The sequence below is a fragment of the Streptococcus sanguinis genome, assembly GCF_008329445.1.
GTDB classification, from domain to species: domain Bacteria; phylum Bacillota; class Bacilli; order Lactobacillales; family Streptococcaceae; genus Streptococcus; species Streptococcus sanguinis_O.
On record NZ_VIBR01000001.1, the window covers coordinates 277,517 to 302,234 of the forward strand.

Below are 24,718 nucleotides of genomic sequence, written 5' to 3' on the forward strand. Positions count from 1 at the left end.
TGAGGTAATTGTACCTTTTTTAGCAGGTGAATGCAAAAATCTGCTACGGATTTAAGTGGAGTGACTATCTGAGATAAAATAGCAACCATTTGCGAAAAACTGTAAATTTTTTTAGAAGAATTATGATAGCCTTGTGATATAATAAAACAAAAGAAAATCGTTTTCATCAAGAGGAGGAAAAGAGATGAAAAAGTTAAAGAAATGGCAATTATTTAGCATTATTGGAGCTACGATTGCAGTTGTTGCAGGAGCAATTCTCTTCATGTTTTTAAATGGAGGGAATCCTTCTGAGATGCCTGTTGATACGACTCCGCTGGTTCAGAAGGCCAAGGAAGGGTCAGTGGCTTCTTCAGTCTTACTGACAGGAAATGTCACAGCCAGCAATGAGCAGTACATCTACTATGACAGCACCAAGGGTGACTTGGAAAATGTACTGGTCAATGTAGGCGACCAGGTGACTGCCGGTCAAGCGTTGGTCACTTATAAAAGTGCAGAGGCTCAGGCAGCTTACGATGCAGCTGCTCGGGCGGTTAGCAAAGCCGATCGTCAATTGCATGACTTGCAAACCAATGGTGTGACTGTAAATACGACTGGCGACGAAGAAGCAGATGGGGCGTCTGAAGCTCAGGCTCAGCGTTCTGTCGAGTCACAGGCAGCTGACCTGCGCGATGCTCGAGCTGATGCAGTTGATAATATGAATAAAGCGCAAGCTACTCTCAATGCCTTAACAGTGACAAGCACTGCAGATGGTACGGTCGTAGAAGTCAACCGTGATGTTTCAAAATCAACAACAGGTGCTACTCAAACCTTGGTTCACATCGTTAGCAATGGTAATCTGCAAATTAAGGGAGAATTGTCCGAATACAACCTGGCTAACTTGTCTGTCGGTCAAGAAGTGACCATTACATCAAAGGTTTACCCAGACAAGAAATGGACTGGTAAAATCAGCTACATTTCCAACTATCCAAAAGACGGCCAGCAGGCAGCAGCTCAACCATCTGGAACAGGTGGTAGCGGAACAGCTTCAGGTTCTAAATATCCATTTACAATTGACATCACCAGCGAGATTGGTGAGCTCAAGCAGGGCTTCTCTGTCAATATCGAAGTTAAAAACAATACTCAGGGACTCATTGTGCCAGTCAGCAGTGTGGTAATGGACGGAGACAAGAACTATGTTTGGGTCCTGGAAAAAGGAGTTGCTAAGAAGACAGAAGTAACGCTCGGAAATGCTGATGCTGAAAATCAAGAAATCTCATCTGGTTTGACAAAGGATAGTAAAGTTATCATCAATCCGACAGATAGCTTGAAAGACGGTCAAGAGGTGAAATCTTATGAAGAAGCTAATTGAGTTAAAAAATATTAATAAGAGCTATCGCAATGGAGACCAGGAACTGCAGGTATTAAAAGACATCAGTCTGGAGGTTGAAGAAGGCGAGTTTGTTGCTATCATGGGACCGTCTGGATCTGGTAAGTCTACTCTGATGAATATTATTGGGATGCTGGATCGTCCGACAACTGGTGAATACCATCTAGGAAGCGAAGAAGTAGCTAAGCTAGGTGATAAGAAGCTAGCCAAGGTTCGAAATAAGCAAATTGGCTTTGTCTTCCAGCAGTTCTTTCTCTTGTCTAAGCTTAATGCCTTGCAAAATGTGGAACTGCCCTTGATCTATGCAGGTGTCGGTCAATCTAAACGTAAGTCCTTGGCCGAGCAGTTTCTGACCAAGGTGGAGCTGGACACGCGGATGCATCACCTGCCTTCAGAGCTTTCCGGAGGACAGAAGCAACGGGTAGCCATTGCGCGTGCTTTGGTCAATAATCCTTCGCTGATTCTGGCTGACGAACCGACGGGGGCCTTGGATACCAAGACTGGTGAGCAGATTATGGAGCTCTTAACTGAGCTCAATCGAGAAGGGAAAACCATTATCATGGTAACCCACGAGCCTGAGATTGCTGCCTATGCCAAACGGCAGATTGTCATTCGTGACGGCGTCATCTCATCTGATAGCGCTAAGGAAGGAGGACTAGCCTAATGCAAAACTGGAAATTTGCCATTAGCTCCATTCTTGGACATAAGATGCGGTCTTTCCTGACCATGATTGGGATTATTATCGGAGTGGCTTCGGTTGTGGTTATCATGGCCTTAGGAGATTCCATTACCCGGCGGGTCAATGAGAGTTTTACCAAAAGTCAGAAAAATATGCGTCTCGTCTTTTCTCCTAAAAAGAGCAAAGACGGATCCTACACACAAACGGCTGATCTCTATTCAGTAAATGTAGAAGATGAAAGCGAAGAAGTGGTGGAGCCACCCAAGGCCCAGGAAGCCTGGGTTAAGGAATTAACCCATATCAAGGGAGTGGACGGATACTATGTGACCAACTCTGCTATGGAAACCTTTAGCTATGAAAATAAGAAGGCTGAGCGCGTCAATTTTGTCGGCGCAAACATGACCTATATTCAGGTGAAAAAATACAAAATCATTGCTGGTCGTGCTTTGAGGCAGCAAGACTATCAAGGCTTTGCCAGTGTTGTGCTGCTGGACGAAGATTTAGCTGCTACCCTCTTTTCTTCCGCTGAAGAAGCAATCAATAAGATTGTGACAGTGGGTGCAAGTAACTATCGGGTGATTGGGGTTTATAGAGATCCTGAAACTGCTGCCGCATCTGGCTCCATGCAGGTCTATGGTGGCAATGCCATTACGACCAATACTCTCATAGCTGCTAACTTTGGAGTAGATGAGATTTCAGAGATTGTTCTCCGAGTGAATGACACTAGCTTAGTTCCAGAACTTGGGCCTAAGGTTGCCAAGAAATTAACAGAAATTGCTGGTCTCCAACAGGGAGAATATCAAGTGACAGACGATAGTGCCCTCTATCAGGAAGTACAAAATATTTATGGTGCTATGACAGGAGTTATCGGTGCAATCGCCGGAATCTCACTTTTTGTTGGTGGCATCGGCGTTATGAATATCATGTTGGTATCGGTCACTGAGCGGACTCGTGAAATCGGTCTTCGAAAAGCTCTGGGAGCAACACGTGGCAACATACTGATGCAATTTTTGATTGAGTCTATGATTTTGACACTGATTGGTGGGTTGATTGGACTGCTTCTAGCTGCAGGACTTGCGTCTGTACTAGGCTCGGCCATGAGTCAAATGCTGGAAGGAACACCAGTAACGGTATCTCTACCAGTCAGCATCGTCAGCCTTCTCTTCTCAGCAACCATCGGTGTTCTCTTCGGAATCTTACCTGCCAATAAGGCCTCCAAACTGGATCCAATTGAAGCACTGAGATATGAATAATACAACAAAAAGTCTGGTTTCCCAGACTTTTTTGTGATGTAAAAATCCTTCTGGTATTCCAGTAGGATTTGTTTTTTGATATCGTATAAAATACAGATTATTTCATCGTTGGGAAGAGCAGGACATCTCGAATGGTAGTCACGTCTGTTAGTAACATAACCAGCCGGTCAATACCGATTCCTAGGCCTCCAGTTGGTGGCATACCGTATTCCAGAGCTTCGACAAAGTCATAGTCAATGCCAGTTGCTTCGTCATCGCCAAGTTCTTTAGCTTTAGCTTGAGCTTCAAAACGAGATAATTGATCGATTGGATCGTTCAACTCGGTGAAGGCATTGGCATATTCTTTGGTCATGATGAAGAGCTCGAAACGGTCCGTGAAGCGTGGATCTTCTGGATTTTTCTTGGCCAGAGGTGACACTGCTACAGGGTGACCGTAGACAAAGGTTGGCTGAATCAAGGTTTCTTCCACAAATTCTTCAAAGAAAGCGTTGATAACATGGCCGACTTCAGTGAAGTGTTTTTCAAGCGGAACTTTCTTTTCTTTAGCCAAGGCAGCAGCTTCTTCAAAGCTCATATCTTGCCAGAAATCAACACCAGTAATTTCCTTGATGGCGTCAACCATGTGAACGCGTTTAAATGGTTCATTAATCTTGATTTCAGTTCCTTGGTAGTTGATTGGTCCATCTCCATTTACAGAGACAGCAGCATGTTGGATAATACCTTCCGTCAAGTCCATGATATCTTGGAAATCTGCATAGGCTTGGTAAACCTCGATGGAAGTGAACTCTGGATTGTGAGTTGCGTCCATTCCTTCGTTACGGAAGATACGGCCAATCTCATAAACTCGCTCCATACCACCAACGATAAGACGTTTAAGGTGAAGCTCGGTTGCAATACGCAGTACCATGTCAATATTTTGGGCATTGTGGTGGGTGATAAATGGACGAGCAGCAGCACCGCCTGCTTCATTGTGGAGAACAGGAGTTTCAACTTCAAGGAAACCTTGCCCATCTAAGTAACGGCGGATTTCTGAGATGATTTTTGAACGAGTGACAAAGCGTTCAAAGCTTTCGCGGTTGGAAATCAAGTCCAAATAACGCTTACGGTAGATGGTTTCGACATCTGTCAGGCCGTGGAATTTTTCAGGCAGGGGACGCAGAGCCTTAGATAGATGAGTAAGGTGGGTAGCCTTGATAGAAAGCTCCCCCATATCTGTCCGCATAATCTCACCTTCGATACCGAGGAAATCCCCTAAGTCCGCCTTTTTGAAGATTTCATAATTTTCTTCACCAACAGCATCCTTACGCACATAAATCTGGATTTGGCCTTCACGATCTTGGATGTGGGCAAAGCCAACCTTTCCTTTGCCGCGCTTGGTCATGAGACGGCCGGCGATAATAGCTGTTTCATTGAGTTCGTTTAATTCTTCTTTATCTTTATCGTTGTATTTTTCTTTTAGTTGAGCAGAGTTAGCAGTCCGCTCAAAGCGTTTGCCAAAAGGGTCAATTCCCTGCTCAGCCAGCGCAGCCATTTTTTCACGGCGGATAATCTGCTGGTCGTTTAATTCCTCAATATGTTCAGTAGTCATGTTTTTCCTCCAAAAGTTTTCCTACCTATTTTATCATAAAAGATAGGGAAATTCATCTATATTTGGCTATAAAGTAAGAAAAAAAGCTAGAAATCCAGCTTTAATTTTCTGCCTTTTCAAGTAAGTAATCCGTATTATTCCAAGTGATCAGCTCAAAATTCTCAAAGTCTTCTGTTTCAAGGATAGTGATGCTGGCATTGGTCAGGCCGCCATTCTTGCGCAGGAGAGGTGTGTCATAGCCTAGCATAGTACGAATGCTGGCGGTTAAGTTGGCTCCGTGCCCGACAATGAGCACTTGTTCATAGTCCTTGTCCTTTAAGGTCTTGATGAAGGAAATGGTCCGGTGGGTTGTATGATAAACCGACTCAGCGTCAAAAAAAGTATGATTAAATTGCGAAAGGTTGTGGCGGAAGGCAGCCATCTGATGTGGATAGATGGCTTCAATGGTAGAAATTTTTGCGCCTTCTAGTTTTCCCAACTGCCATTCTCGCAGTTCAGGTACTGATACGATTTCAGTCGGAAACTGGCTTTCTTTTTGAATAATCTCAGCAGAGCGAATGGCGCGTGGGAGGTCGCTGCTGAAAATTTTTCCAAATTGTGTCTGAGCCAGATGTTTTCCTAGGGTATGCAGTTCTTCAACGGCGGTTGGCAGCAGTGGCGAATCACCGCTGGCTCCCTGAAAGCGGCCTTCCTGATTCCATTCCGTTCTTCCGTGTCGGACAAAGTATAATTTCATAGTGGTTGATTGTTTCTTTCTTGTTAGAGTTTATTGAGAATATTAGGTGCAGTGTTGAAGAATTATGAGCCAGGATTTTCCTTAAGGTCCGCAAAGTCAGCTTGAACAAAATCTGCTAAATCTTGAGCCTTGATTTCGATACTGCGGCCGACTTCGCCAGCAGACACGATGATGCTATCTCTCTCTAGAGCTGACTGGTCGATATAGATTGGAAAGTTGTGCTTTTGACGGATACCGACAGGATTGTTGGCTCCGTGGATATAGCCTGTTGTCTTTTCCAAGTCTTTCTGGGGAATCATGCTGACTTTTTTATTGCCGGAAATCTTGGCCATTTTCTTTTCAGATAGATGTTCTGTGATAGGCAGGATACCAATCAGTGTGCCAGTCTTGTCTCCTGTCAAGGCTAAAGTTTTATAAATCTGCGAACGGTCCAAACCATCGGCTGGGTGTTCTGCTAAGGCATTTAACTGCAGACCTTTATGTTCAATCTTAGCCTTGCTTAAAATTTGCTCGACCAGAGTTTTTTTGATTTTTGTTTTTTTAGCCATTAGTATATCTCTCTTCTAATTGTGACATCCAGAGACCCAACCAGGTTCCCAGACCGAAGAAAAAGGCTGCAAGGACAAGTGTCAATACAGAAACTCCATGATAGCTTATGCTTTCACTGTTTCCTGCTTGTGGCACTACAATGAGAAGTGTACTGGATAGGACAATGCCAATGATAAAGTGATAGACACGAGAGTAGTAGTTTTTCAAAATATGATCCATCAGTTTAGAGAAGAGAATCAGTGCTAAGGCGCCTCCGATTCCGATAGGAAGAAAGGTTCCCAAGAGATCCAGTTTGCGAAATCCATTCAGCATAGGGGTATAGAGTCCTAAAATCAGGAGAAGGTTGGACGGACTGAGTCCGGGAATTAAAATGCCCAGTGCAATCAGGGCTCCTGCTAAGATAAAAGAGAGGAAGTTAGCTGGCAAGGTGCCGACCATACCATTTAAGGAATAAAGAAAGATTCCTGAGAGGATGAGGCTGACCCAGAAAACGAGAATATCAACCCGATCACGCTCACTTTTAGCAACAGACTCTTTAATGAGGCTGGGAACAGTTCCAATAATGGCTCCCGCAAATCCCCAGAGGACAATCACTTTGTAGTTGTCCAGCAGCAGATTGACAGGATAGGAGAAAGCGGCAATTCCTAAAATCATTCCGATTCCAACTGGTATGAAATAGAGAACATTTTCGACGAAGTTTTCTTTTAAATGGGCTAAAAAATGAATCAGGCGCTCGTAAATACCTAGGATAGCTGCTAAAACACCGCCTGAAACTCCCGGCAAAATAAAGCCAAGTGCAATGACCATTCCTTTGAAAATTCTATTCAACCAAGAAATCATTGTATTTTCCTTTTCTAATTTCATTTATCAAATCATTATATCATAAAATATAGGCTTTATTAAGAGGAAACGGCTGGAAATTTCCTATTTTGTGACAATAAAAAACGACAGCAGTCTTTGAGACTTGAGCTGTCGTTCTGAGCTATTGATTTTCTTTAGGAACTGTAAATAGCTTTTGATAGGTAGCTGTCTGGTCTTTCAAGGTTGACAGCTGGTTCAAATCAAGATAATGAGAGAAACCAGTCAGCTGACCTTGTGATGTGTACTGGTGCAAGTCGTAATCTTGCTCAGTATTTGGTGCGGCATTGTAGTAACCATCGTCATTACCATAAGTCGGAATCCAAATTGCTGTGAACTTATCGGTAGAGATGCTATGCTCCTCCATAAAATAAGTTCCAATATAGATACCAATATTTTTAACACCAAGTGACTCTAGCTTGGCTCGGAAAGCTTCAACTCCCGCATTCATGTCGGACATGGTTTTTTCTTCCACGTCTAGCCAATAATAGGTTGGATGGTACTTGGCAGAAGCCTTGTAGAAACTTTCAGCTTCTTTTTCCATTTCCTTTTTGCTATTGGCGGCTACATAGGCATAGACAGCGACAGGGATGTTACGCTTTTGAAATTCTTTGATATGTCTTTCATAAGACTTGTCCAGACCATTCAGATGGGTTGCTGCATTTTCTTTTTTGGCCTGCGCTCCACTATGAACACGGACAATTACTCCTGAAACATTCTGTGCGAGTAAGTCGTAATTAATCTCACTTGGCAGCTGCCAGCCAGAAATGTCAATGATTGGTCTGGAAATAAACTCTTCATCCAAGGACGAATCTTCAGATGTTTCCTCTTTTTTTGAGGAACTTGGAGTTTGTTTAGTTTGTGAAATTTTTGCCTGTGCTTGCTTTTCCTGAGAGTCAGTAATTTGCTTGCTTATCAAAATTAAAGCGATAAAAGAAGCAAAGAAAATTAGGATTGCAAGCGGTTTAATCCTCTTCCTCATACTGGTTTATTTTAACTTAAAACAAATAAAAAAGCAAAAAATATCCCCAGAATTGCTGGAAAATGAATAAAATGTAATATAATTGAAATATTATAATGCAAAAACAAGACGCTTTGAAAGCTCAAAATGTCTTGTTTTTTTTAAGAGATTAGCGAAGCTGTGGAAGGTGAGTTGCCGTTGGATAAATCATTTTGCTTTTTCTTACCTTTTATAATAGCTTTTGAATGAGCTCTTCAATCTTTTGGGGAGAGGTTTGTGGAGAGAAGCGTTTGATGACTGTTCCGTCTCGGCTGACCAGAAACTTTGTGAAATTCCATTTAATCTTCTCACCCAGAAGACCGCCCTTTTCTTTTTTGAGCCAGTCAAAGAGTGGAGCGGTATGAGGACCATTGACATCAATCTTGGCAAATCTGGGAAAGGTCGTTCCGTAGTTAAGGCTGCAAAAGCTGTTGATTTCTGCAGCGTCTCCGGGAGCCTGCTGGCCAAACTGATTGCAGGGGAAATCCAGGATTTCAAATCCGCCTTTCTGATAGCGCTCATAGAGTTCCTGCAGTTCTTGATACTGAGGAGTGAAGCCGCAGCCAGTCGCTGTATTGACAATCAGCAGAATCTTTCCTTTATAATCACTCATTTTTTGCGGACTTCCGTCTTGTTTTTGGATTTCGATATCATAAATGTCTGTCATGTTATCCTCCTTTGTTTGCTTCCTATCTTATCACATTTTTATATAAATAAGGCAAAGCAAGCCATGATTGTCCCTGTCTTTGCGCTAGTGCTTTTTTTTCAATCCAAAAGGTGGTATAATGAGAATTGAATTTTTAGAAGTTTAATGGTGAAATATGAAAATTGACAAGAAGCACTTGTTGAATTATTCCATCTTGATTCCCTATTTGATTTTATCTGTTTTGGGATTGATTGTGGTCTATTCAACGACGAGTCCTACCTCGATTCAGGCCGGAGGAAATGGTTTTGGCATGGTCTTGAATCAGGGGATTTTTTGGGTAATAAGTCTCTTTATAATTGCGCTCCTATATAGAATCCGCTTGGGTTTCCTGAAAAAAGGAGGCATCCTGACTATAGTTATCTTTGCTGAGATTATCCTCTTGCTCTTATCTCGTTTTATAACAGGGACTATCAACGGAGCTCATGGTTGGCTGAGGCTTGGAGCTTTCAGTATTCAGCCTGCGGAGTATTTGAAGATTATTCTGGTCTGGTATCTAGCTTTTCGCTTCACAAAGAGGCAGGAGGAGATAAAGGTCTATGACTATCAAGCCCTGACTCACAACCATTGGTTTCCTAAAGCCTTTAATGACTGGCGGACCATGGTGGCTATTCTGATTGGGATTGTAGCGATTATGCCAGACCTTGGGAATGCGACTATTCTATTTTTGACCGTCGTGATAATGATAGCTGTCAGCGGGATTGGCTACCGATGGTTTTCTACGATGCTGGGAGCCATTGTTAGTGTTTCCGGCTTGGTTCTGGCGAGCATTTGGTTGATTGGGGTTGAGCGCGTGGCCAAGATTCCAGTCTTTGGGTATGTGGCCAAGCGTTTCAGCGCTTTCTTTAATCCCTTCAAGGATTTGTCTGGTTCAGGCCACCAATTGGCTAATTCCTATTATGCTATGAGTAATGGCGGCTGGTTTGGTCTAGGTTTGGGTAACTCTATTGAGAAGCGTGGCTATTTACCGGAAGCTCATACAGACTTTGTATTTTCTATCGTGATAGAAGAGTTTGGTTTCTTTGGTGCCAGTCTGATTTTAGCCTTACTCTTTTTCCTGATTCTGAGAATTATCTTGGTAGGGATTCGGGCCAAGAATCCATTTAACTCCATGATGGCTTTGGGAATTGGCGGTATGATACTCATGCAGACCTTCATCAATATCGGTGGTATCTCAGGTCTCATTCCTTCTACAGGAGTAACCTTCCCCTTCCTATCGCAAGGAGGGAACAGTCTTCTGGTCTTGTCAGTAGCCATTGCCTTGGTACTCAATATTGATGCCAACGAACGTCGTGATGCCCTGTATGAGCAGATGGAAGCGGAGGCACAAGATCAGTCTGAGGAATCTTAATCGCAGTTCGTGTGAACAGTTGTTGCAAAAATGAAAGGTGCAGATTATGTCATTTAACAAATTAGAAAGCTACAGCAATAAAGAAGTGATTCGAGAAGAAGTCGCCATTTTGACAGACTTGCTTGCCGACATTACTCGGAATCTTCTCAGCCCTGAGACCTTTGAAAAAATCTCCCTCATGGAAGAGCTGGCTGTCAACTCCAAGTATCATGAGTTAAAAGCAATTGTAGAAGAACTGACGACGGATGAAATGGTTTATATTTCCCGTTATTTCTCTATTTTGCCGCTTTTGATTAATATCTCAGAAGACGTGGACTTAGCTTATGAAATCAACCACCAGAACAATATCAATCAAGATTATCTTGGGAAGCTGTCAACAACTATTGACCTGATTTCAACGCGGGAAAACGCTCAGGAAATCTTGGAAAATCTGAATGTTGTGCCAGTACTGACTGCTCACCCGACTCAAGTTCAGCGCAAGACTATTCTGGACCTAACCAATCATATCCATAGCTTGCTGCGTCAGCATCGAGATGTTAAAGCGGGTCTGGTCAATGAGAAGAAGTGGCTAGGAAATCTCCGCCGCTACATTGAGCTTATGATGCAGACAGATATGATCCGTGAGAAGAAGCTGAAAGTGACCAATGAGATTACCAATGTCATGGAGTACTATAACAGCTCTTTCCTACAAGCGATCACTAACTTTATGGTCGAATACAGACGCTTGGCGGAAGAGCGGGGGATCAAGCTGGATAATCCTAAGCCTATTACCATGGGAATGTGGATTGGTGGAGACCGAGATGGCAATCCTTTTGTAACCGCAGAAACCCTCAAACTATCAGCTACCCTCCAGAGTGAAGTCATCCTCAACTACTACATTGACAAGGTTTATACACTCTATCGCACCTTCTCGCTATCGACCAACCTCTCAGAAACTAGTCAGGCAGTAGCAGAAATGGCAGCTCTGTCTACAGACAAGTCTGTTTATCGGGAAAATGAGCCTTACCGCCGAGCTTTCCACTATATCCAGTCCAAGCTGATTCAAACCTTGCTTTACCTTAAAGAAGGCAACTTTTCAAGTGACGATCAGCGATTGACTGACCGAGCTGAGGAAAAATTGTCTGCGAAGGCCAATCTTTCTGTCAGCAATAAAGGAAGAGAAATTATTCCTAACTATATCCAGTCTCGTATCAGCGAGACCCTGACAGAGCTGAAGAAAGAAGAGACACCTTCTTACAAAACAGCTCAGGAATTCAAGGAAGACTTGCAGGTCATTTATGATTCTCTTATCGAACATCATGGCGAAGCCTTGGTAAATGGGGACTTGACTGAACTTCTCCAAGCGGTTGATGTTTTTGGCTTTTTCTTGGCCAGCATTGATATGCGGCAGGATTCCAGCGTTCATGAGGCCTGTGTGGCTGAGCTCTTGGCTTCAGCTAATATTGTTCAAGATTATAGTAGTCTGTCTGAGGAAGAGAAGTGCCAAGTACTGCTCAAGCAGCTGCTTGAAGATCCTCGTATCCTATCAGCTACTCACGAGCCTAAGTCTGAACTCCTGCAAAAAGAACTGGAGATTTTCAAAACAGCCCGTCAGCTAAAAGATGCCATTGGTGAGGAAGTCATTAAGCAGAATATTATCTCTCACTCGACCAGTGTATCAGATCTACTTGAGTTGGCTATTATGCTTAAGGAAGTAGGGCTGATTGATGAAAACGGGGCACGTGTCCAGATTGTTCCGCTCTTTGAAACCATTGAGGACTTGGACAATTCCTGTGATACTATGGAGAAATACCTGTCTCTGCCGATTGCGCAGAAGTGGATTGCTTCTAAGGATAATTATCAGGAAATCATGCTGGGCTATTCAGACAGTAATAAGGACGGTGGCTACCTGTCTTCTTGCTGGACTCTCTACAAAGCTCAGCAGCAGTTGACAGCTATCGGTGATCAATTTGGCGTAAAAATTACCTTCTTCCATGGCCGGGGAGGTACGGTGGGACGTGGTGGCGGCCCAACCTATGAAGCCATTACTTCTCAGCCACTCCGCAGTATCAATGACCGGATCCGTCTGACTGAGCAAGGGGAAGTCATTGGTAATAAATATGGAAATAAAGACGCAGCCTACTATAACTTGGAAATGCTAGTGTCTGCTGCCATTAACCGCATGGTAACTCATAAGAAGAGCGATAGCCATACGTCTGATAAATATGAGCGAATTATGGACCAAGTAGTTAATCGCAGTTATCAGATTTACCGTGATTTAGTCTTTGGTGACGAGCGTTTTTACGATTATTTCTTCGAATCCAGCCCAATCAAGGCTATTTCTAGCTTTAATATCGGTTCTCGTCCAGCTGCCCGTAAAACAATCACTGAAATCGGTGGTCTCAGAGCTATTCCATGGGTCTTCTCATGGTCTCAAAGTCGGGTTATGTTCCCAGGCTGGTATGGTGTTGGGTCAAGTTTCAAGGAATTCATTGATGAAGACCCAGAAAATAACTTAGCCTTTCTGCAATTTATGTATAAGAGATGGCCTTTCTTCAAGTCACTCTTATCAAATGTAGACATGGTTCTGTCTAAGTCAAATATGAATATCGCTTTTGAGTATGCGCAGCTTTGTGAAGATCAGAATGTGCGTGATATTTTCAATATTATCTTGGATGAGTGGCAGCTGACTAAGGATGTAATTCTAGAGATTGAAGGGCACGATGAGCTTCTGGCAGAAAACACCTATCTGAGAGATAGCTTGCACTATCGTATGCCTTACTTTAATGTTTTGAACTATATCCAGCTGGAGCTAATCAAGCGTCAGCGAAACGGCCAGCTCACACCTGATCAAGAAAAACTGATTCACATCACCATCAACGGTATTGCGACTGGTCTGCGAAACTCTGGCTAATACAAAGAGAAAATCGGAATTGTTCCGGTTTTTTCTATTTTTGTAACCAAAGTGCTTCTTAATTCGTTATACTAGTGAAGGAGGGGGTGAGCTTATCAAACTAGATGAATATGAAACAATCTTGATAGGCTTTGCTCGCGAGATTGTCTCCTATCTGCAGAAGTCAGGGGCTTCTAAAGTGGAAGCAGAAGATGTAGTTCAGGACGTTTTTGTCAAGATGTTGGAAACAGAGGTTATTATTCCGGCGGAAAAGATGCGAGCTTGGATGTATCGAGTTTCCATCCGGCGCTATATCGACAGATATAGGAGAGATAAGCATTATTTGGAGATTTTGCGAAAAGAATTTTTTGGAAAAGATCTTGTCAATCCCTTTGAAAATGAAGATTATGAGCTGCTAAGAAGTATGATAGAAGCTCTGCCGCTCAAGGAAGCCACGCTTTTAGAACTCTATTATTTTCAAGATTTCACGGTCAAGGAGATTGCCCAAATCATGTCTTACTCAGTGAGCAAGGTCAAGATTCAGCTGATGCGCAGTCGTGTTAAACTCCGAAAGGAGCTGGAAAAGAAAGGATATCGAAATGGAAACATTTGAAAATGTTGCAAAGAAAAGCAGAAGAAAAAGACTCTGGAAGACAGTCGCTATTAGCTCCGTTGTATCTTTAGTTCTCTTAGGTCTTCTAGGAAAGGGGTTGGCAGAATTAGCCTCTGATAACGGACGAGACTTGCAGAAACAGTACGAAGTTATGTCCGAAATCGCCTATCCTAATGTTGACTATGACAGTCTATACTACAATCCGACCTCTTATCTTTCGGGAACATTACGTTCTGATCGTTTTAAAGACCTTGATGGAGTGATGGTGGATTATCCAGCCTATGAGGGGAACTATTCACTAACAGGTTCTTATAAAAATCCGACGTCAGAGGCGACTTATTCCTCTACCTCAGGGACCTATACGCGAGAGCTTCGGCAGAAATATCCGGTCTTTTACAATGTCAATGCCAAACAGACGAAGTCTTCAGATCCAGCACCTCAGGAACTTGTATTTGTCAAAGAAATGCCAAATCAATTGGTAGAAATAGCTCTGACTTTTGATAAACCTTACACTTATAAGGAAATCCAGCAGATGATACCGAGCAACCTCAAGATTAACTGGTACTGGATTGGCAGTCAGTCAGAAGATGGTGAAAATGGTATGGCATTGCGCACCGATCCTCAGACGACTTACGGAGCTAATAGTACGCTGCTTAATCCCTATCCGTCGGACGGCAAAAAAGAGAGCGAAGAGGCTAAGCAAGAGCAACAGACTTTCCTAGACTATTTGAAAAAGGCCGATAAAAACCTTTTCCCAACTGTCAACAAGTACAATATGTACAATGATGTTGAGGCCTATCTCAAGAAATTTGGTCAGCTAGATATTCGTGAAGCAGAAAATCGGGATCAATTGACCTTTTCTGGTATTATTCTGACTGGGAAAGCTGAGAATTTCAGCCAATTAGAAGGGAAAGAATGGATTGCTGCTTCGAGTATTGGTGCTTCCGTTTCCAATCAACCTTACTATAAATTAGACAAGGAATAATTCACAAAAAAATGCTAAAAGACTTGCATTTTCATTTAAATTTGATAAAATAGTAAGGAAAGTTAGACTGTATTGCCTACTGTCTATCTATAAAATATATTTTATTGGAGGCTTTTACTCAAATGGCAAAAGAAAAATACGATCGTAGTAAACCACACGTTAACATTGGTACTATCGGACACGTTGACCACGGTAAAACTACTTTGACAGCAGCTATCACAACTGTATTGGCACGTCGCTTGCCTTCAGCAGTTAACCAACCTAAAGACTATGCGTCTATTGATGCTGCTCCAGAAGAACGCGAACGCGGAATCACTATCAACACTGCGCACGTTGAGTATGAAACTGCTAAGCGTCACTACGCTCACATCGACGCTCCAGGACACGCGGACTACGTTAAAAACATGATCACTGGTGCCGCTCAAATGGACGGAGCAATCCTTGTAGTAGCTTCAACTGACGGACCAATGCCACAAACTCGTGAGCACATCTTGCTTTCACGTCAGGTTGGTGTTAAACACTTGATCGTCTTCATGAACAAAGTTGACTTGGTTGACGATGAAGAATTGCTTGAATTGGTTGAAATGGAAATCCGTGACCTCTTGTCAGAATACGACTTCCCAGGTGACGATCTTCCAGTTATCCAAGGTTCAGCTCTTAAAGCTCTTGAAGGTGACTCTAAATATGAAGACATCATCATGGAATTGATGGACACTGTTGATGAGTACATCCCAGAACCAGAACGCGATACTGACAAGCCATTGCTTCTTCCAGTCGAAGATGTATTCTCAATCACTGGTCGTGGTACAGTTGCTTCAGGACGTATCGACCGTGGTATCGTTAAAGTCAACGACGAAATCGAAATCGTTGGTATCAAAGAAGAAATCCAAAAAGCAGTTGTTACTGGTGTTGAAATGTTCCGTAAACAGCTTGACGAAGGTCTTGCAGGGGACAATGTAGGTGTGCTTCTCCGTGGTATCCAACGTGATGAAATCGAACGTGGACAAGTTATTGCTAAACCAGGTTCAATCAACCCACACACTAAATTCAAGGGTGAAGTTTATATCCTTACTAAAGAAGAAGGCGGACGTCACACTCCATTCTTCAACAACTACCGTCCACAGTTCTACTTCCGTACAACTGACGTTACAGGTTCAATCGAACTTCCAGCAGGTACTGAAATGGTAATGCCTGGTGATAACGTAACAATCGATGTTGAGTTGATCCACCCAATCGCCGTTGAACAAGGTACTACTTTCTCTATCCGTGAAGGTGGACGTACCGTTGGTTCAGGTATGGTTACAGAAATCGAAGCTTAATTCGATTCCGTTCCCAGATAACAATTATAGTCAGACACTAAACCCCGTGAAAACGGGGTTTTTTTAGTATTGTAATTGTTTTTAAAAATAAGGAAGAATAGAAGGTGATTGGAAATAACCAGATTATAGAGCTAGGTTTTTCGGAAGTAACTTGAAGACGATTTAGCCAACAGGAAGAGAAGAAGTATAGATATAAGCGTGATAGAAGTTTTGCCCTTTTTAATTAGGTTGGGGAAGAAGGTATCATTAAAAACAGAGATTCTTTCAGGAAGGATTTTCACTTTTCACTGAAAGTATAGTATAATAAGAAATAGAATACATTTGGAGAAGAAAAATGCCCTCAAAATCAGGATCATCACCTTATGCTAAAAATAATGACGGTAATAAAGAAATAGAAAAAATAATCTCAAAAGAAGGACTGAAAAATAACTATATATGGAACATGTTGGGGACAGTCTCATCTTCATTGATATCAGTCGTCTTGCTTCTACTAGCTTCTAGATTTCTAGATTCAAGAGATTCTGATATTTTTAGTATTGCTTATGCTCTTGGTCAGCAGTTCTTTGTTCTAGGTTATTTTCAAGTTAGAAATCTGCAATCTACGGATGTAAAAGAAAGATACCAATTTGCTTCTTATCATAACACGAGACTTTTTACGATCTTTTTGATGATTTTAACATCGTTTATCTATACTCTATGGCAAGGGTATGATGTTTATAAATCTAGTATTATTTTATTGCTTGTTCTTTATCGGGCTATAGATGCATATTCAGATGTTTTTCAAGGATTATTTCAGCAAAAAAATAGATCAGACTTAGCTGGAAAGGTGCAATTCTATAGGAGCTGGATTTGCATGTTAATATTTGCAATAGTCCTGTTGCTTACAAAATCATTGATGGTAGCTAGTATTGTTATTTGCTGTGCGAACTTCATTCTGACCTTCCCCTTAGATTTCAGAAGCTGTAGATTACATTTTTCTCAGGAAAAGTTTTCGCCTAAACTCCATGATGACAGAAAAAATGTGTATTCTATTTTGAAAAATAGTTTTCCCTTGTTTTTAAATGGATTTTTGATAACGTATATCTATAACGAGCCAAAAATTGATATTGATTTCCTTTTGACAAATGGCTATTTTTCATCTGGGGTTCAAAGAGACTTTAATGTTCTATTCATGCCTGTCTTTGTTCTATCCCTTTTATTCTTTGTCCTGAGACCGTTGACTACACAGCTTTCCATTTATTGGAATGAAAAGAAATTTACACTATTTTTCAAACAGGTCAATACTCTAAATCTAGTAATGACTGTTTTAGGACTCGTTATTGTTATTTTGGGTTATCTGATTGGTACAGAAGTGCTTAGTGCTGTCTATGGTATCCAATTACAGGAGTATAAACTTCCTTTCACAATATTACTTATAGGCGGTATTTTGAATGTTTTTGCTCTAGTGGTTGATATCATTATGACCATCTTTAGAAAACAGCATTATCTGATGATAGCCTATTTATTGACATTTGCTGTTTCAAAATTTATTACTTTACCATTTATCCGTGATCAAAAATTGCTGGGAGCTGCTAATTCCTTTTTAATCTCCATGTGCGTCTTTTATGCAACAAGTCTGATTATTTATGGCGTTGTTAAAAATCAGGAAAAAAGAAAGAAGTAGGATTCTATGAATATCTTATTTACATTAAATGATGCGTTCGTACCTCAAGTTGCAACCTGTATGTGTTCTATATTTGAGAATAATAAATCTGCTGAGAATATTACAGTATATTTAATTGGCGAGAGGATAAGCGAAGAGAATCAAAATAAATTAAAAGAATTCGCTAAAAGTTACGATAGAAAAGTTTGTATTATTTCTATAAATAATATCGCAGACTATATTGACTTTGATTTTGATACAAACGGTTGGTCTTCAATTATTTTAGCACGTCTTTTTTTAGATAAGCTTCTTCCACAAGAAGTTGATAGGATCTTATATCTCGATGGAGATACACTAGTTCTAGAAGATTTAGGTTCATTGTTTTATAGCGACTTAGGAGATAAGGTAATAGGTATGTGTCCTGAACCAACTGTCGATAAGTCAAGAAAGGAATTTCTAGCTTTGAAAGAGCATCCCTATCATAATTCGGGTGTCCTATTGATCGATCTAAAAAAATGGCGTAGGGAAGAGATTGGTAAAAAGGTCATAGAATTTTACCAATTTCACGAAGGAAAGCTATTCGCACCAGACCAAGATGCCTTAAATGGAGCCTTGAAAGAGCAAATTTTTACCTTGCCAATTTCCTTTAATTATTTTAATATTTATGATGTCTATCCTTATAAAACGTTGAGTGAATTAAGTAAGCCAACTAAGTTTATATCACAGGAAGATTTTAATCATTTTCGGAAAGCACCTACAATTATTCACTATCTTGGTGAAGAGAGACCTTGGCGGAAGGGGAATACGCATAGGTTTAAAAAGGAATACCTCTATTATCTCCACAAAACTCCATGGAAGGATACACCAATGGAAGAAGGTTGGCAGCTGTATTTTGTTTGTTTTAGAATCTTTAATATTGTTATGAAGCCTTTTCCAATGCTAAGATATAAGATTATCAATTCCCTAATTCCGAGCTTTATGAAATATAGAAAAAAACAGTTGCAAAAAAACAAAAAATAATGTGATGACATGTTATAGAAAGAATAGATTAAATTAATGAAAGTTTTAATGATAATTCCTGCTTATAATGAGGAAGAAAGTATTTTAAATACGGTTATGAGCATTGTAGAATATCGGAAGAAAGTTGATTTTGACTTAGACTACGTAGTTATCAATGATGGGTCAGTTGACAGAACTAAGGAGATTTTGGACAGCCATCATCTGAATGCTATTCATTTGGTTATGAATTTAGGGATTGGCGGAGCTGTTCAGACGGGCTATAAGTATGCTCTTGAGAAGAATTATGATGTGGCCGTACAGTTTGATGGAGATGGTCAGCATGATATTGAGTCGCTGGATGCTTTGCTGGAGCCTATTCGCCGTCAGCAGGCGGATTTGGTTGTTGGTTCTCGTTTTATCGGTGACAAGTCTTCGGAATTTCAGACGACTTTTATGCGGCGTTTTGGCATTACCATTATTTCAGCTTTTATTAAATTGACAACTGGCAAAAGGATTCTGGATACCACATCAGGCTATCGTTTGGCCAATCGAGACATTATTAGACAATTCGCTGCACGCTATCCTATCAAGTATCCTGAGCCAGAATCAATCGTCCATATCTTGAAGCGGAAATATAAAGTGGTGGAAGCACCAGCCAATATGTTTGAACGTTCGGGAGGAGTCTCTTCAATTACTCCGATTAAGTCCATTCGCTATATGATTGAGGTTTGCTCTTCAATCTTGATTGCTGCTTTTATGAAAGAGAGTGAATAATGTCCATTTTGTCTATTGTTATGCTGGTGGCTTCAGTCCTATTCCTGTATTTTGTCTTTCGGAATATCAATCAAAATAATATTTTATTTGAGCAAGCCTTTATGTGGATTATTATTGGCTTCGTTCTGATTGTTATTTCTATTTTTGATTGGATTCCCGTTTCGATTGCCAAATTGTTAGGCTTTGAGTTGACCTCAAACTTTGTCATGTCCTTGGCCATCTTTTTCCTGCTGGTTATTGTTTTTTTACATACTATTTCCATTTCAAAGCAAAAGGAGCAAATCAAGCAGTTGGTGCAAGAACTGTCCATCATGAAGCAAAGAATGTCAAAGTTAGAGAGTGAAAAAGATGAAAAATAACCATACCTGGGTGATTTGCGCCTATGGCGAAAGTGAATTTTTAGAAGCTTGTATCTTGTCTTTGCAGGCTCAAACCTTGCCATCAAAGATTATCTGCTATAGCTCAACACCGTTGGATTCAATTAAGCAGCTGTGCCAGAAGTACTGTATTCCTTTTTACACGAAAGAAGGCGGTGGTATCGGTAAGGACTGGAATAATGCCCTTACCTTTGTTGAGACTTCTTATGCTACCATTGCTCATCAGGATGACTACTATGAGCCAACTTATCTAGAAGCAGTGATGCAAAAAATAGAGCAGTCGAAGGACATTCTCATTGCCTATACAGACTATTTTGAAGAGAAAAATGGAGTCAAAATTCCGGCTAATACCAATCTGAAAATCAAGACTCTCATGCTTAAAACCTTGAATCTGATGTCATCCAGTCGTTTTTGGAGAAATCGAGTTCTAGCTTTTGGCAATCCCATTTCCTGTCCGGCGGTGACATACAACTTAGAGGCATTAAAGGATTTTCGATTTGATGAGGAAATGCGTGTGAGTCTGGATTGGTATGCTTGGTACAAAATTAGCGCCTATAAGGGTCGCTTTGCTTATATTTCTGAGAAGCTTATGTGCCACCGGATTCATGGAGAGTCGGAAACAACCAAGACTATTTCAGATAATACTCGAACCAAAGAGGACTTGTTCATGTACCAGCTTTTCTGGCCAAAGTGGGTTGCTAATCTAATAAATAAAGCATACATGAAGAGTCAAGATGCTAACTCAAACTAATAGAGTTATTTACAAGGAAAGTATATGAAAGATTTAATATCTGTTGTTGTAACTTGTTACAACCATCAAGATTATATTGAACAGTGTTTGCGCAGTATTTTTGCTCAGACCTATCAAAATATTGAGTTACTGGTATTGGATGATGGCTCCTCTGATCATTCTGCTGAAATCATAGAGTCTGTCTTGGCGGATTCCCCTTTTCCGACGCGGTTTGAAAGTCATGAAAATATGGGGGTTGTCAAGACAAGAAACAAGGCTTTGCAGCAAATTCAAGGCACTTATTTTATTTTTGTGGATAGTGACGATTTTCTGGATTCGGACTATATTGAGAGTTTCTACACAAGCATGGTGCAAGAGGAGGCAGATATTGTCTATGGTGATTTGTATGATCCTGATAAAAAGGAAGTTTACCTTAAATCACGGCCTTATGACAAGCTAGCTTTCTTAACGGAGAATTATATTTCCAATTGCTCCCTCATTCGTCGTTCGGTTGCTGAAGGTATTTATTATGACGAAGCGCTGAATCGTGAGAAACTGGAGGACTATGATTTTCTTTTAAACTTAATTATCAATCAAGGTGCAAAACCAGTTTATGATGCAAAAACAAAGCTGAATTACCGGGTCTTTGATAAGGAATCAATCTCTAAACGGGATTCTACGAGATATCATTACGAAATGTATCTGAAAATCCTGCGTAAGTATGTGAGACAGATACCAGATGATATTTACCAAGCTCTGGGCCAGAACATATTTACACTGGAAGGTCGTTTGGATGAACTGATTCAGCATATGGATAAAGTGAACGACTATGTTCTTGAACTGCAGGAGGATCAGCGGCAGTTACATAAAAATCTAGATTCCTTGAAATCCAGACTGAGAACGATAAAGGAACAGCGTGATGAGGCTATTCAGGAGCAGTTTCGAATTCGCCGATCTATTTCCTATCGGCTGGGGAATAGTGTGATTACTCCATTGAAACGTCTGGCTCGATTAGTCAAAAATCCTCGCAGTATCAAAGCTGCTTTAAGTCGGATTAAGCAACAGCTGGTTCGTTTGAAACGCCAAGTTAAGTCTCCTAAGGTTTATTATTATCAATGGCTGCGGAACTCTCAACGAGAAAAAGCTCTTGCTTCAGTTTCAAGCGGCGAAAAAGTCTTAGTCTATGTCATTTTTGAATCCGAGCCACGCTTGCAGCAGTACAAACTTATCTTTTTAGAAAAGTTAGCAGCTTTGGCTGATAAGACTTTCATCGTCGTTAACGGCGGACTGGTTGCAGAAGATTTAGAAACTTTAGGACAGTATGGTCAAGTCTTGGTGCGGGATAATACCGGCTATGATACAGCAGCTTTTCGTGAAGGTATTCTTTCCTTGGGAAAGGAAACGTTGCAGCATTGTTCTCAGCTGATGCTCGTCAATGACACCAATATCGGACCTATGAGTGATTTAGCGGCTGTCTTTCAAACTATGGCTGGCCGAAATCTTGATTTTTGGGGAATTTCCTATGGTGAGACCCAGGAAGATATTACTGGATTTAACCGCTATGGTTACATTCCCAACCACCTACAGTCTTATTTTTTGGTGATTGAGCCTTTGCTGCTTCAGTCCGAAGAATTCTACGACTATTGGCAAGTGCTGACTGACACGGATTCACGAGAAGAAGCTATCGGAAAGCATGAAACGACTTTTACCAAGTACTTTGCTGACTTGGGATATCGTTACGACGCCTTGGTTCACGAAAATCGGGATTCGGCTATGTATATTCACCCATTAAGGATGTTAAAGGCGGGCAGTCCTCTGATTAAGTATACTTCTTTGAAGAATTATGATGATCAGCAGTTTTTGTGGCAAGGTCTGGAAAGAGAATCGGAAGTTCCTGATTTGTTGGACTATGTTCGGGAGAAGACAGACTACCCAGTGGATATTCTTGAGAATATAGTTCAGAAATTCAAAGATGTGCCTCGTAATCAATATATTCTCATCATTGACGGTGTAGAGAATATCATTCCGCAGTGTACGCGCTACCGTGTTCTCAATAAGGCAGAACAGCTTAGAAAGAATGGCTTTGCTGTGAAAGTGGTCAATGCGTCTGAGTTTAGTCTGGCTCATGCCCAGTATGCCAGCCACATCATTATCTACCGCGCTCCTTGGTCCGCCCAGCTCCAGCTTTTATGCGATTTGGCTCGGGAGGAGCATAAGCCAGTTTATTTTGATATTGATGATTTGGTCTTTGATACCCTTTACACGGATCAGCTGAGTTATACCCAAGGCTTGTCTGATAAGGAAAAGGGCAATTACGATGCTAGTGTCAAGAATTACGGGAAAATGCTGGCGGCTTGTGATGGGGCGATTACCTCTACGAATCAGCTAAAAGAGGAATTGCTCAAATACAAGGACTCCGTCCTGCTGAATCGTAATCTGGCATCCAGCGAATTGATTGTGGTTAGCTCGCAGTTCTTGAAGGAAGACTTTGGTACAGACGACAGAATCAAAATCGGCTATTTCTCTGGCTCTATCAGCCACAATGAAAATTTTGAGCTCATCAAGCCGTCTATCAAAGAAGTTCTTGACAACTACCCAACCGTTGAGCTTCATATTGTAGGGCACTTGGATATCCCGCAGGATATGAAACAATATTCGCAGCGTATTATCGTCCATGAGTATGTGGACTGGAAGGCCTTACCTCAGCTGATTAGTCAGGTTGATATTAATCTAGCTCCGCTGGTTGACTCAGTCTTTAATCGGGCCAAGTCAGAAATCAAGTGGATAGAAGCAGCTCTAGTCAAGGTGCCAACGATTGCCAGTCATATCGGTGCTTTTTCTGATATGATGATTGACGGTCAGACGGGACTTTTGGCTAAAGATGGTGAATGGAAAGAAAAGCTGGAAAGTCTGATTCTTTCTGCGGATTTACGCAGAGAACTGGCGGAGAATGCCTACGCTTTTGTATTAGAAAATTGCAGTTTAGATAAAAAAGATGAAATGGTGACTTATTTTGAAAAGAAATAAAGAAGTCAAAGTCGAGAATATTTTCTTGTTACTGGCAAGTGTATTTGTCTTGACTTTTATGATTGCACAGCCGATTAATCGGGTGCCTGATGAGACCAATCATGCTCGTATGACATGGGAAATCTTCCATAAACCGACTAGTCGAACATATAAATGGATGGATAAAATCCCATCCGCTCCGAATGTTTCGCCGGCAGAGTACAAGCAACTGTTCTCAGAGAAGATAGATCTGGCGCAAGAAGAGTTTACCTTTGGCTTTAATCTCAAGGCTATCTCTTTTCTGCCTCAGCTACTAGGTATGACCTTGGGAAGCATGCTTTATCCGTCAGTAGGCTTCATCGTGATGATGGGGAGGCTCTTTAATGCTTTGGCATATATCATCGGGGTTTATCTGCTGATTAAATACTTCAAATATGGCAAAAAAGCTCTGCTTTTCCTATCTCTTTTGCCTATTATGGTCCAGCAGGCTGCTTCTCTCTCTTACGATGTGATGAGCTATCTGGAGATTATGTTGGCGGTTGGCTTTTTGACCAATATTGCCTACCATAAGAAATTCACTAATAGAAATGTACTGGAGCTTTTGGTGATTTCTATAGGCCTCTTTGTCACCAAACCGAATAATGTCCTTTTATTAGGCTTGCTGCCTTTTGTTGATTTTGAGTTTGAAGGATTCCTTGCGGTTCTGAACAAGACTTTTGTTGCAACCAAAGCTTTTGTAGCTCGTTATCGCGCTATCTTCTATGTACTTGGCTTTTCCGCTTTCTTTCTTGCCTTGCATCTGGCATTTCGCAATCAGGGAGGGCTCGTGCACTATGGTCAAGTCTTGCTGAATACGCTCTTTAAGCAAAGTGTTAATGGCGACTTGAATACGATTTTGACAATCGGTATGTTTGGCTTTTTGGGGAATTTTACTATCCAGCTGCCGCTTTGGCTGATTTTTATCGATGTGGCAGTTTTGGCGCTTATCTTTTTGCAGTCGCAGAAGGATTTTATGTCCAAGGGCTATACAGTCATGTCGCGTTATCTGTTTTTGGTTCAAGTGATTGCTGTTGTGTCGATTATGTATCTGCAGTGGACGCCTATCGTCCTAGGTAAAGGAGCCATGATATCAGTTGGTGCTCAGGGACGTTATTTTACACCCTTCTTGATCTTACTGCTACCAACTGTTGCTAATCTAGGAACCTTGGACATTAAAGACAGGGTGGTGAATCGAATGATGGTTGGGACTCTGGTAGCTAACTTCTTGGTTTCCCTCTACTTGATGGTGCCCTTTTATTGGAATGTACTAGGATAAGCT

The 24,718-nt window shown here is 41.3% G+C and carries 21 protein-coding genes; 15 read left to right on the forward strand and 6 right to left on the reverse strand.

What is annotated here, in order from left to right; translation table 11 throughout:
- The first annotated feature begins 184 nt into the window (after positions 1–184).
- From FKX92_RS01465 to FKX92_RS01475, 3 genes are read left to right on the forward strand one after another with little or no spacing between them, the layout of a single operon-like run.
- Entirely contained in the window at positions 185–1,348 is a 1,164-nt protein-coding gene (locus FKX92_RS01465) for an efflux RND transporter periplasmic adaptor subunit (RefSeq protein WP_002931019.1), read from the forward strand.
- The gene (locus FKX92_RS01470; protein WP_002899969.1) at positions 1,332–2,030 is read left to right on the forward strand and encodes an ABC transporter ATP-binding protein; all 699 of its coding nucleotides are present in this window, start codon (positions 1,332–1,334) and stop codon (positions 2,028–2,030) included. The genes FKX92_RS01465 and FKX92_RS01470 overlap by 17 nt, the downstream gene beginning before the upstream one ends.
- Positions 2,030–3,298, forward strand: coding sequence for an ABC transporter permease (locus tag FKX92_RS01475; protein ID WP_149565306.1), 1,269 nt, complete (start codon positions 2,030–2,032; stop codon positions 3,296–3,298). Before FKX92_RS01470 ends, FKX92_RS01475 begins: the two co-directional genes overlap by 1 nt.
- Positions 3,299–3,395: 97 nt before the next feature.
- Here the strand turns inward: FKX92_RS01475 and lysS are convergent, their stop codons facing one another.
- The 6 genes from lysS to FKX92_RS01505 form a co-directional block, all read right to left on the reverse strand.
- Positions 3,396–4,886, reverse strand: a complete 1,491-nt coding sequence (lysS, locus tag FKX92_RS01480) for a lysine--tRNA ligase (protein ID WP_149565307.1) — start codon at positions 4,884–4,886, stop codon at positions 3,396–3,398.
- 100 nt (positions 4,887–4,986) lie between these two features.
- The gene (locus FKX92_RS01485) at positions 4,987–5,622 is read right to left on the reverse strand and encodes a histidine phosphatase family protein (RefSeq protein ID WP_149565308.1); all 636 of its coding nucleotides are present in this window, start codon (positions 5,620–5,622) and stop codon (positions 4,987–4,989) included.
- Between the two features lie 62 nt (positions 5,623–5,684).
- Positions 5,685–6,170 carry an aminoacyl-tRNA deacylase gene (locus FKX92_RS01490; RefSeq protein ID WP_002920759.1) on the reverse strand — a complete coding sequence of 162 codons (486 nt, stop codon included), beginning with the start codon at positions 6,168–6,170 and terminating at the stop codon, positions 5,685–5,687.
- Positions 6,163–7,011: a DUF368 domain-containing protein gene (locus tag FKX92_RS01495; protein WP_187759357.1), complete on the reverse strand. Its 849-nt coding sequence runs from the start codon at positions 7,009–7,011 to the stop codon at positions 6,163–6,165. The genes FKX92_RS01490 and FKX92_RS01495 overlap by 8 nt, the downstream gene beginning before the upstream one ends.
- A gap of 142 nt (positions 7,012–7,153) precedes the next feature.
- Positions 7,154–8,011 carry a glycoside hydrolase family 25 protein gene (locus tag FKX92_RS01500; RefSeq protein ID WP_149565310.1) on the reverse strand — a complete coding sequence of 286 codons (858 nt, stop codon included), beginning with the start codon at positions 8,009–8,011 and terminating at the stop codon, positions 7,154–7,156.
- 208 nt (positions 8,012–8,219) lie between these two features.
- Positions 8,220–8,696 (reverse strand): glutathione peroxidase, encoded by a 477-nt coding sequence (locus FKX92_RS01505; protein ID WP_149565311.1) that lies wholly within the window; start codon positions 8,694–8,696, stop codon positions 8,220–8,222.
- A gap of 154 nt (positions 8,697–8,850) precedes the next feature.
- Here FKX92_RS01505 and ftsW point away from each other — a divergent pair, with 154 nt between their 5' ends.
- The 12 genes from ftsW to FKX92_RS01565 all read left to right on the forward strand — a co-directional run bounded on the left by ftsW (position 8,851) and on the right by FKX92_RS01565 (position 24,715).
- The gene (gene ftsW, locus FKX92_RS01510) at positions 8,851–10,083 is read left to right on the forward strand and encodes a cell division peptidoglycan polymerase FtsW (protein ID WP_149565312.1); all 1,233 of its coding nucleotides are present in this window, start codon (positions 8,851–8,853) and stop codon (positions 10,081–10,083) included.
- A 46-nt stretch (positions 10,084–10,129) separates the two neighbouring features.
- Positions 10,130–12,976 (forward strand): phosphoenolpyruvate carboxylase, encoded by a 2,847-nt coding sequence (ppc, locus tag FKX92_RS01515; protein ID WP_149565313.1) that lies wholly within the window; start codon positions 10,130–10,132, stop codon positions 12,974–12,976.
- Positions 12,977–13,097: 121 nt separating this feature from the next.
- Positions 13,098–13,568 carry an RNA polymerase sigma factor gene (locus tag FKX92_RS01520; RefSeq protein WP_149565314.1) on the forward strand — a complete coding sequence of 157 codons (471 nt, stop codon included), beginning with the start codon at positions 13,098–13,100 and terminating at the stop codon, positions 13,566–13,568.
- Positions 13,555–14,553: an anti sigma factor C-terminal domain-containing protein gene (locus FKX92_RS01525; RefSeq protein WP_149565315.1), complete on the forward strand. Its 999-nt coding sequence runs from the start codon at positions 13,555–13,557 to the stop codon at positions 14,551–14,553. The genes FKX92_RS01520 and FKX92_RS01525 overlap by 14 nt, the downstream gene beginning before the upstream one ends.
- 122 nt (positions 14,554–14,675) lie before the next feature.
- A complete protein-coding gene (tuf, locus tag FKX92_RS01530) occupies positions 14,676–15,872 on the forward strand; it encodes an elongation factor Tu (RefSeq protein WP_002895003.1) in 1,197 nt (398 codons plus the stop codon).
- A gap of 334 nt (positions 15,873–16,206) precedes the next feature.
- Positions 16,207–17,535: a lipopolysaccharide biosynthesis protein gene (locus FKX92_RS01535; RefSeq protein ID WP_149565316.1), complete on the forward strand. Its 1,329-nt coding sequence runs from the start codon at positions 16,207–16,209 to the stop codon at positions 17,533–17,535.
- Between the two features lie 6 nt (positions 17,536–17,541).
- The gene (locus FKX92_RS01540) at positions 17,542–18,534 is read left to right on the forward strand and encodes a glycosyltransferase family 8 protein (RefSeq protein ID WP_149565317.1); all 993 of its coding nucleotides are present in this window, start codon (positions 17,542–17,544) and stop codon (positions 18,532–18,534) included.
- Positions 18,535–18,570: 36 nt separating this feature from the next.
- Positions 18,571–19,287, forward strand: coding sequence for a glycosyltransferase family 2 protein (locus FKX92_RS01545; protein WP_187759358.1), 717 nt, complete (start codon positions 18,571–18,573; stop codon positions 19,285–19,287).
- Positions 19,287–19,646, forward strand: a complete 360-nt coding sequence (locus FKX92_RS01550) for a DUF2304 domain-containing protein (RefSeq protein ID WP_002912850.1) — start codon at positions 19,287–19,289, stop codon at positions 19,644–19,646. The genes FKX92_RS01545 and FKX92_RS01550 overlap by 1 nt, the downstream gene beginning before the upstream one ends.
- A complete protein-coding gene (locus tag FKX92_RS01555; RefSeq protein WP_149565318.1) occupies positions 19,636–20,415 on the forward strand; it encodes a glycosyltransferase family 2 protein in 780 nt (259 codons plus the stop codon). The genes FKX92_RS01550 and FKX92_RS01555 overlap by 11 nt, the downstream gene beginning before the upstream one ends.
- Positions 20,416–20,439: 24 nt before the next feature.
- Positions 20,440–23,421, forward strand: coding sequence for a rhamnan synthesis F family protein (locus tag FKX92_RS01560; RefSeq protein ID WP_149565319.1), 2,982 nt, complete (start codon positions 20,440–20,442; stop codon positions 23,419–23,421).
- Entirely contained in the window at positions 23,408–24,715 is a 1,308-nt protein-coding gene (locus FKX92_RS01565) for a DUF2142 domain-containing protein (protein ID WP_187759359.1), read from the forward strand. The genes FKX92_RS01560 and FKX92_RS01565 overlap by 14 nt, the downstream gene beginning before the upstream one ends.
- Positions 24,716–24,718 lie beyond the last annotated feature (3 nt).

What these genes read in the sequence shown, in the direction of transcription:
- FKX92_RS01465 (WP_002931019.1), top strand. Translation starts at nt 185, where the DNA reads ATGAAAAAGTTAAAGAAATGGCAATTATTTAGCATTATTGGAGCTACG.
- FKX92_RS01470 (WP_002899969.1), top strand. Translation starts at nt 1,332, where the DNA reads ATGAAGAAGCTAATTGAGTTAAAAAATATTAATAAGAGCTATCGCAAT.
- FKX92_RS01475 (WP_149565306.1), top strand. Translation starts at nt 2,030, where the DNA reads ATGCAAAACTGGAAATTTGCCATTAGCTCCATTCTTGGACATAAGATG.
- lysS (WP_149565307.1), bottom strand. Translation starts at nt 4,886, where the DNA reads ATGACTACTGAACATATTGAGGAATTAAACGACCAGCAGATTATCCGC.
- FKX92_RS01485 (WP_149565308.1), bottom strand. Translation starts at nt 5,622, where the DNA reads ATGAAATTATACTTTGTCCGACACGGAAGAACGGAATGGAATCAGGAA.
- FKX92_RS01490 (WP_002920759.1), bottom strand. Translation starts at nt 6,170, where the DNA reads ATGGCTAAAAAAACAAAAATCAAAAAAACTCTGGTCGAGCAAATTTTA.
- FKX92_RS01495 (WP_187759357.1), bottom strand. Translation starts at nt 7,011, where the DNA reads ATGATTTCTTGGTTGAATAGAATTTTCAAAGGAATGGTCATTGCACTT.
- FKX92_RS01500 (WP_149565310.1), bottom strand. Translation starts at nt 8,011, where the DNA reads ATGAGGAAGAGGATTAAACCGCTTGCAATCCTAATTTTCTTTGCTTCT.
- FKX92_RS01505 (WP_149565311.1), bottom strand. Translation starts at nt 8,696, where the DNA reads ATGACAGACATTTATGATATCGAAATCCAAAAACAAGACGGAAGTCCG.
- ftsW (WP_149565312.1), top strand. Translation starts at nt 8,851, where the DNA reads ATGAAAATTGACAAGAAGCACTTGTTGAATTATTCCATCTTGATTCCC.
- ppc (WP_149565313.1), top strand. Translation starts at nt 10,130, where the DNA reads ATGTCATTTAACAAATTAGAAAGCTACAGCAATAAAGAAGTGATTCGA.
- FKX92_RS01525 (WP_149565315.1), top strand. Translation starts at nt 13,555, where the DNA reads ATGGAAACATTTGAAAATGTTGCAAAGAAAAGCAGAAGAAAAAGACTC.
- tuf (WP_002895003.1), top strand. Translation starts at nt 14,676, where the DNA reads ATGGCAAAAGAAAAATACGATCGTAGTAAACCACACGTTAACATTGGT.
- FKX92_RS01535 (WP_149565316.1), top strand. Translation starts at nt 16,207, where the DNA reads ATGCCCTCAAAATCAGGATCATCACCTTATGCTAAAAATAATGACGGT.
- FKX92_RS01540 (WP_149565317.1), top strand. Translation starts at nt 17,542, where the DNA reads ATGAATATCTTATTTACATTAAATGATGCGTTCGTACCTCAAGTTGCA.
- FKX92_RS01545 (WP_187759358.1), top strand. Translation starts at nt 18,571, where the DNA reads ATGAAAGTTTTAATGATAATTCCTGCTTATAATGAGGAAGAAAGTATT.
- FKX92_RS01550 (WP_002912850.1), top strand. Translation starts at nt 19,287, where the DNA reads ATGTCCATTTTGTCTATTGTTATGCTGGTGGCTTCAGTCCTATTCCTG.
- FKX92_RS01555 (WP_149565318.1), top strand. Translation starts at nt 19,636, where the DNA reads ATGAAAAATAACCATACCTGGGTGATTTGCGCCTATGGCGAAAGTGAA.
- FKX92_RS01560 (WP_149565319.1), top strand. Translation starts at nt 20,440, where the DNA reads ATGAAAGATTTAATATCTGTTGTTGTAACTTGTTACAACCATCAAGAT.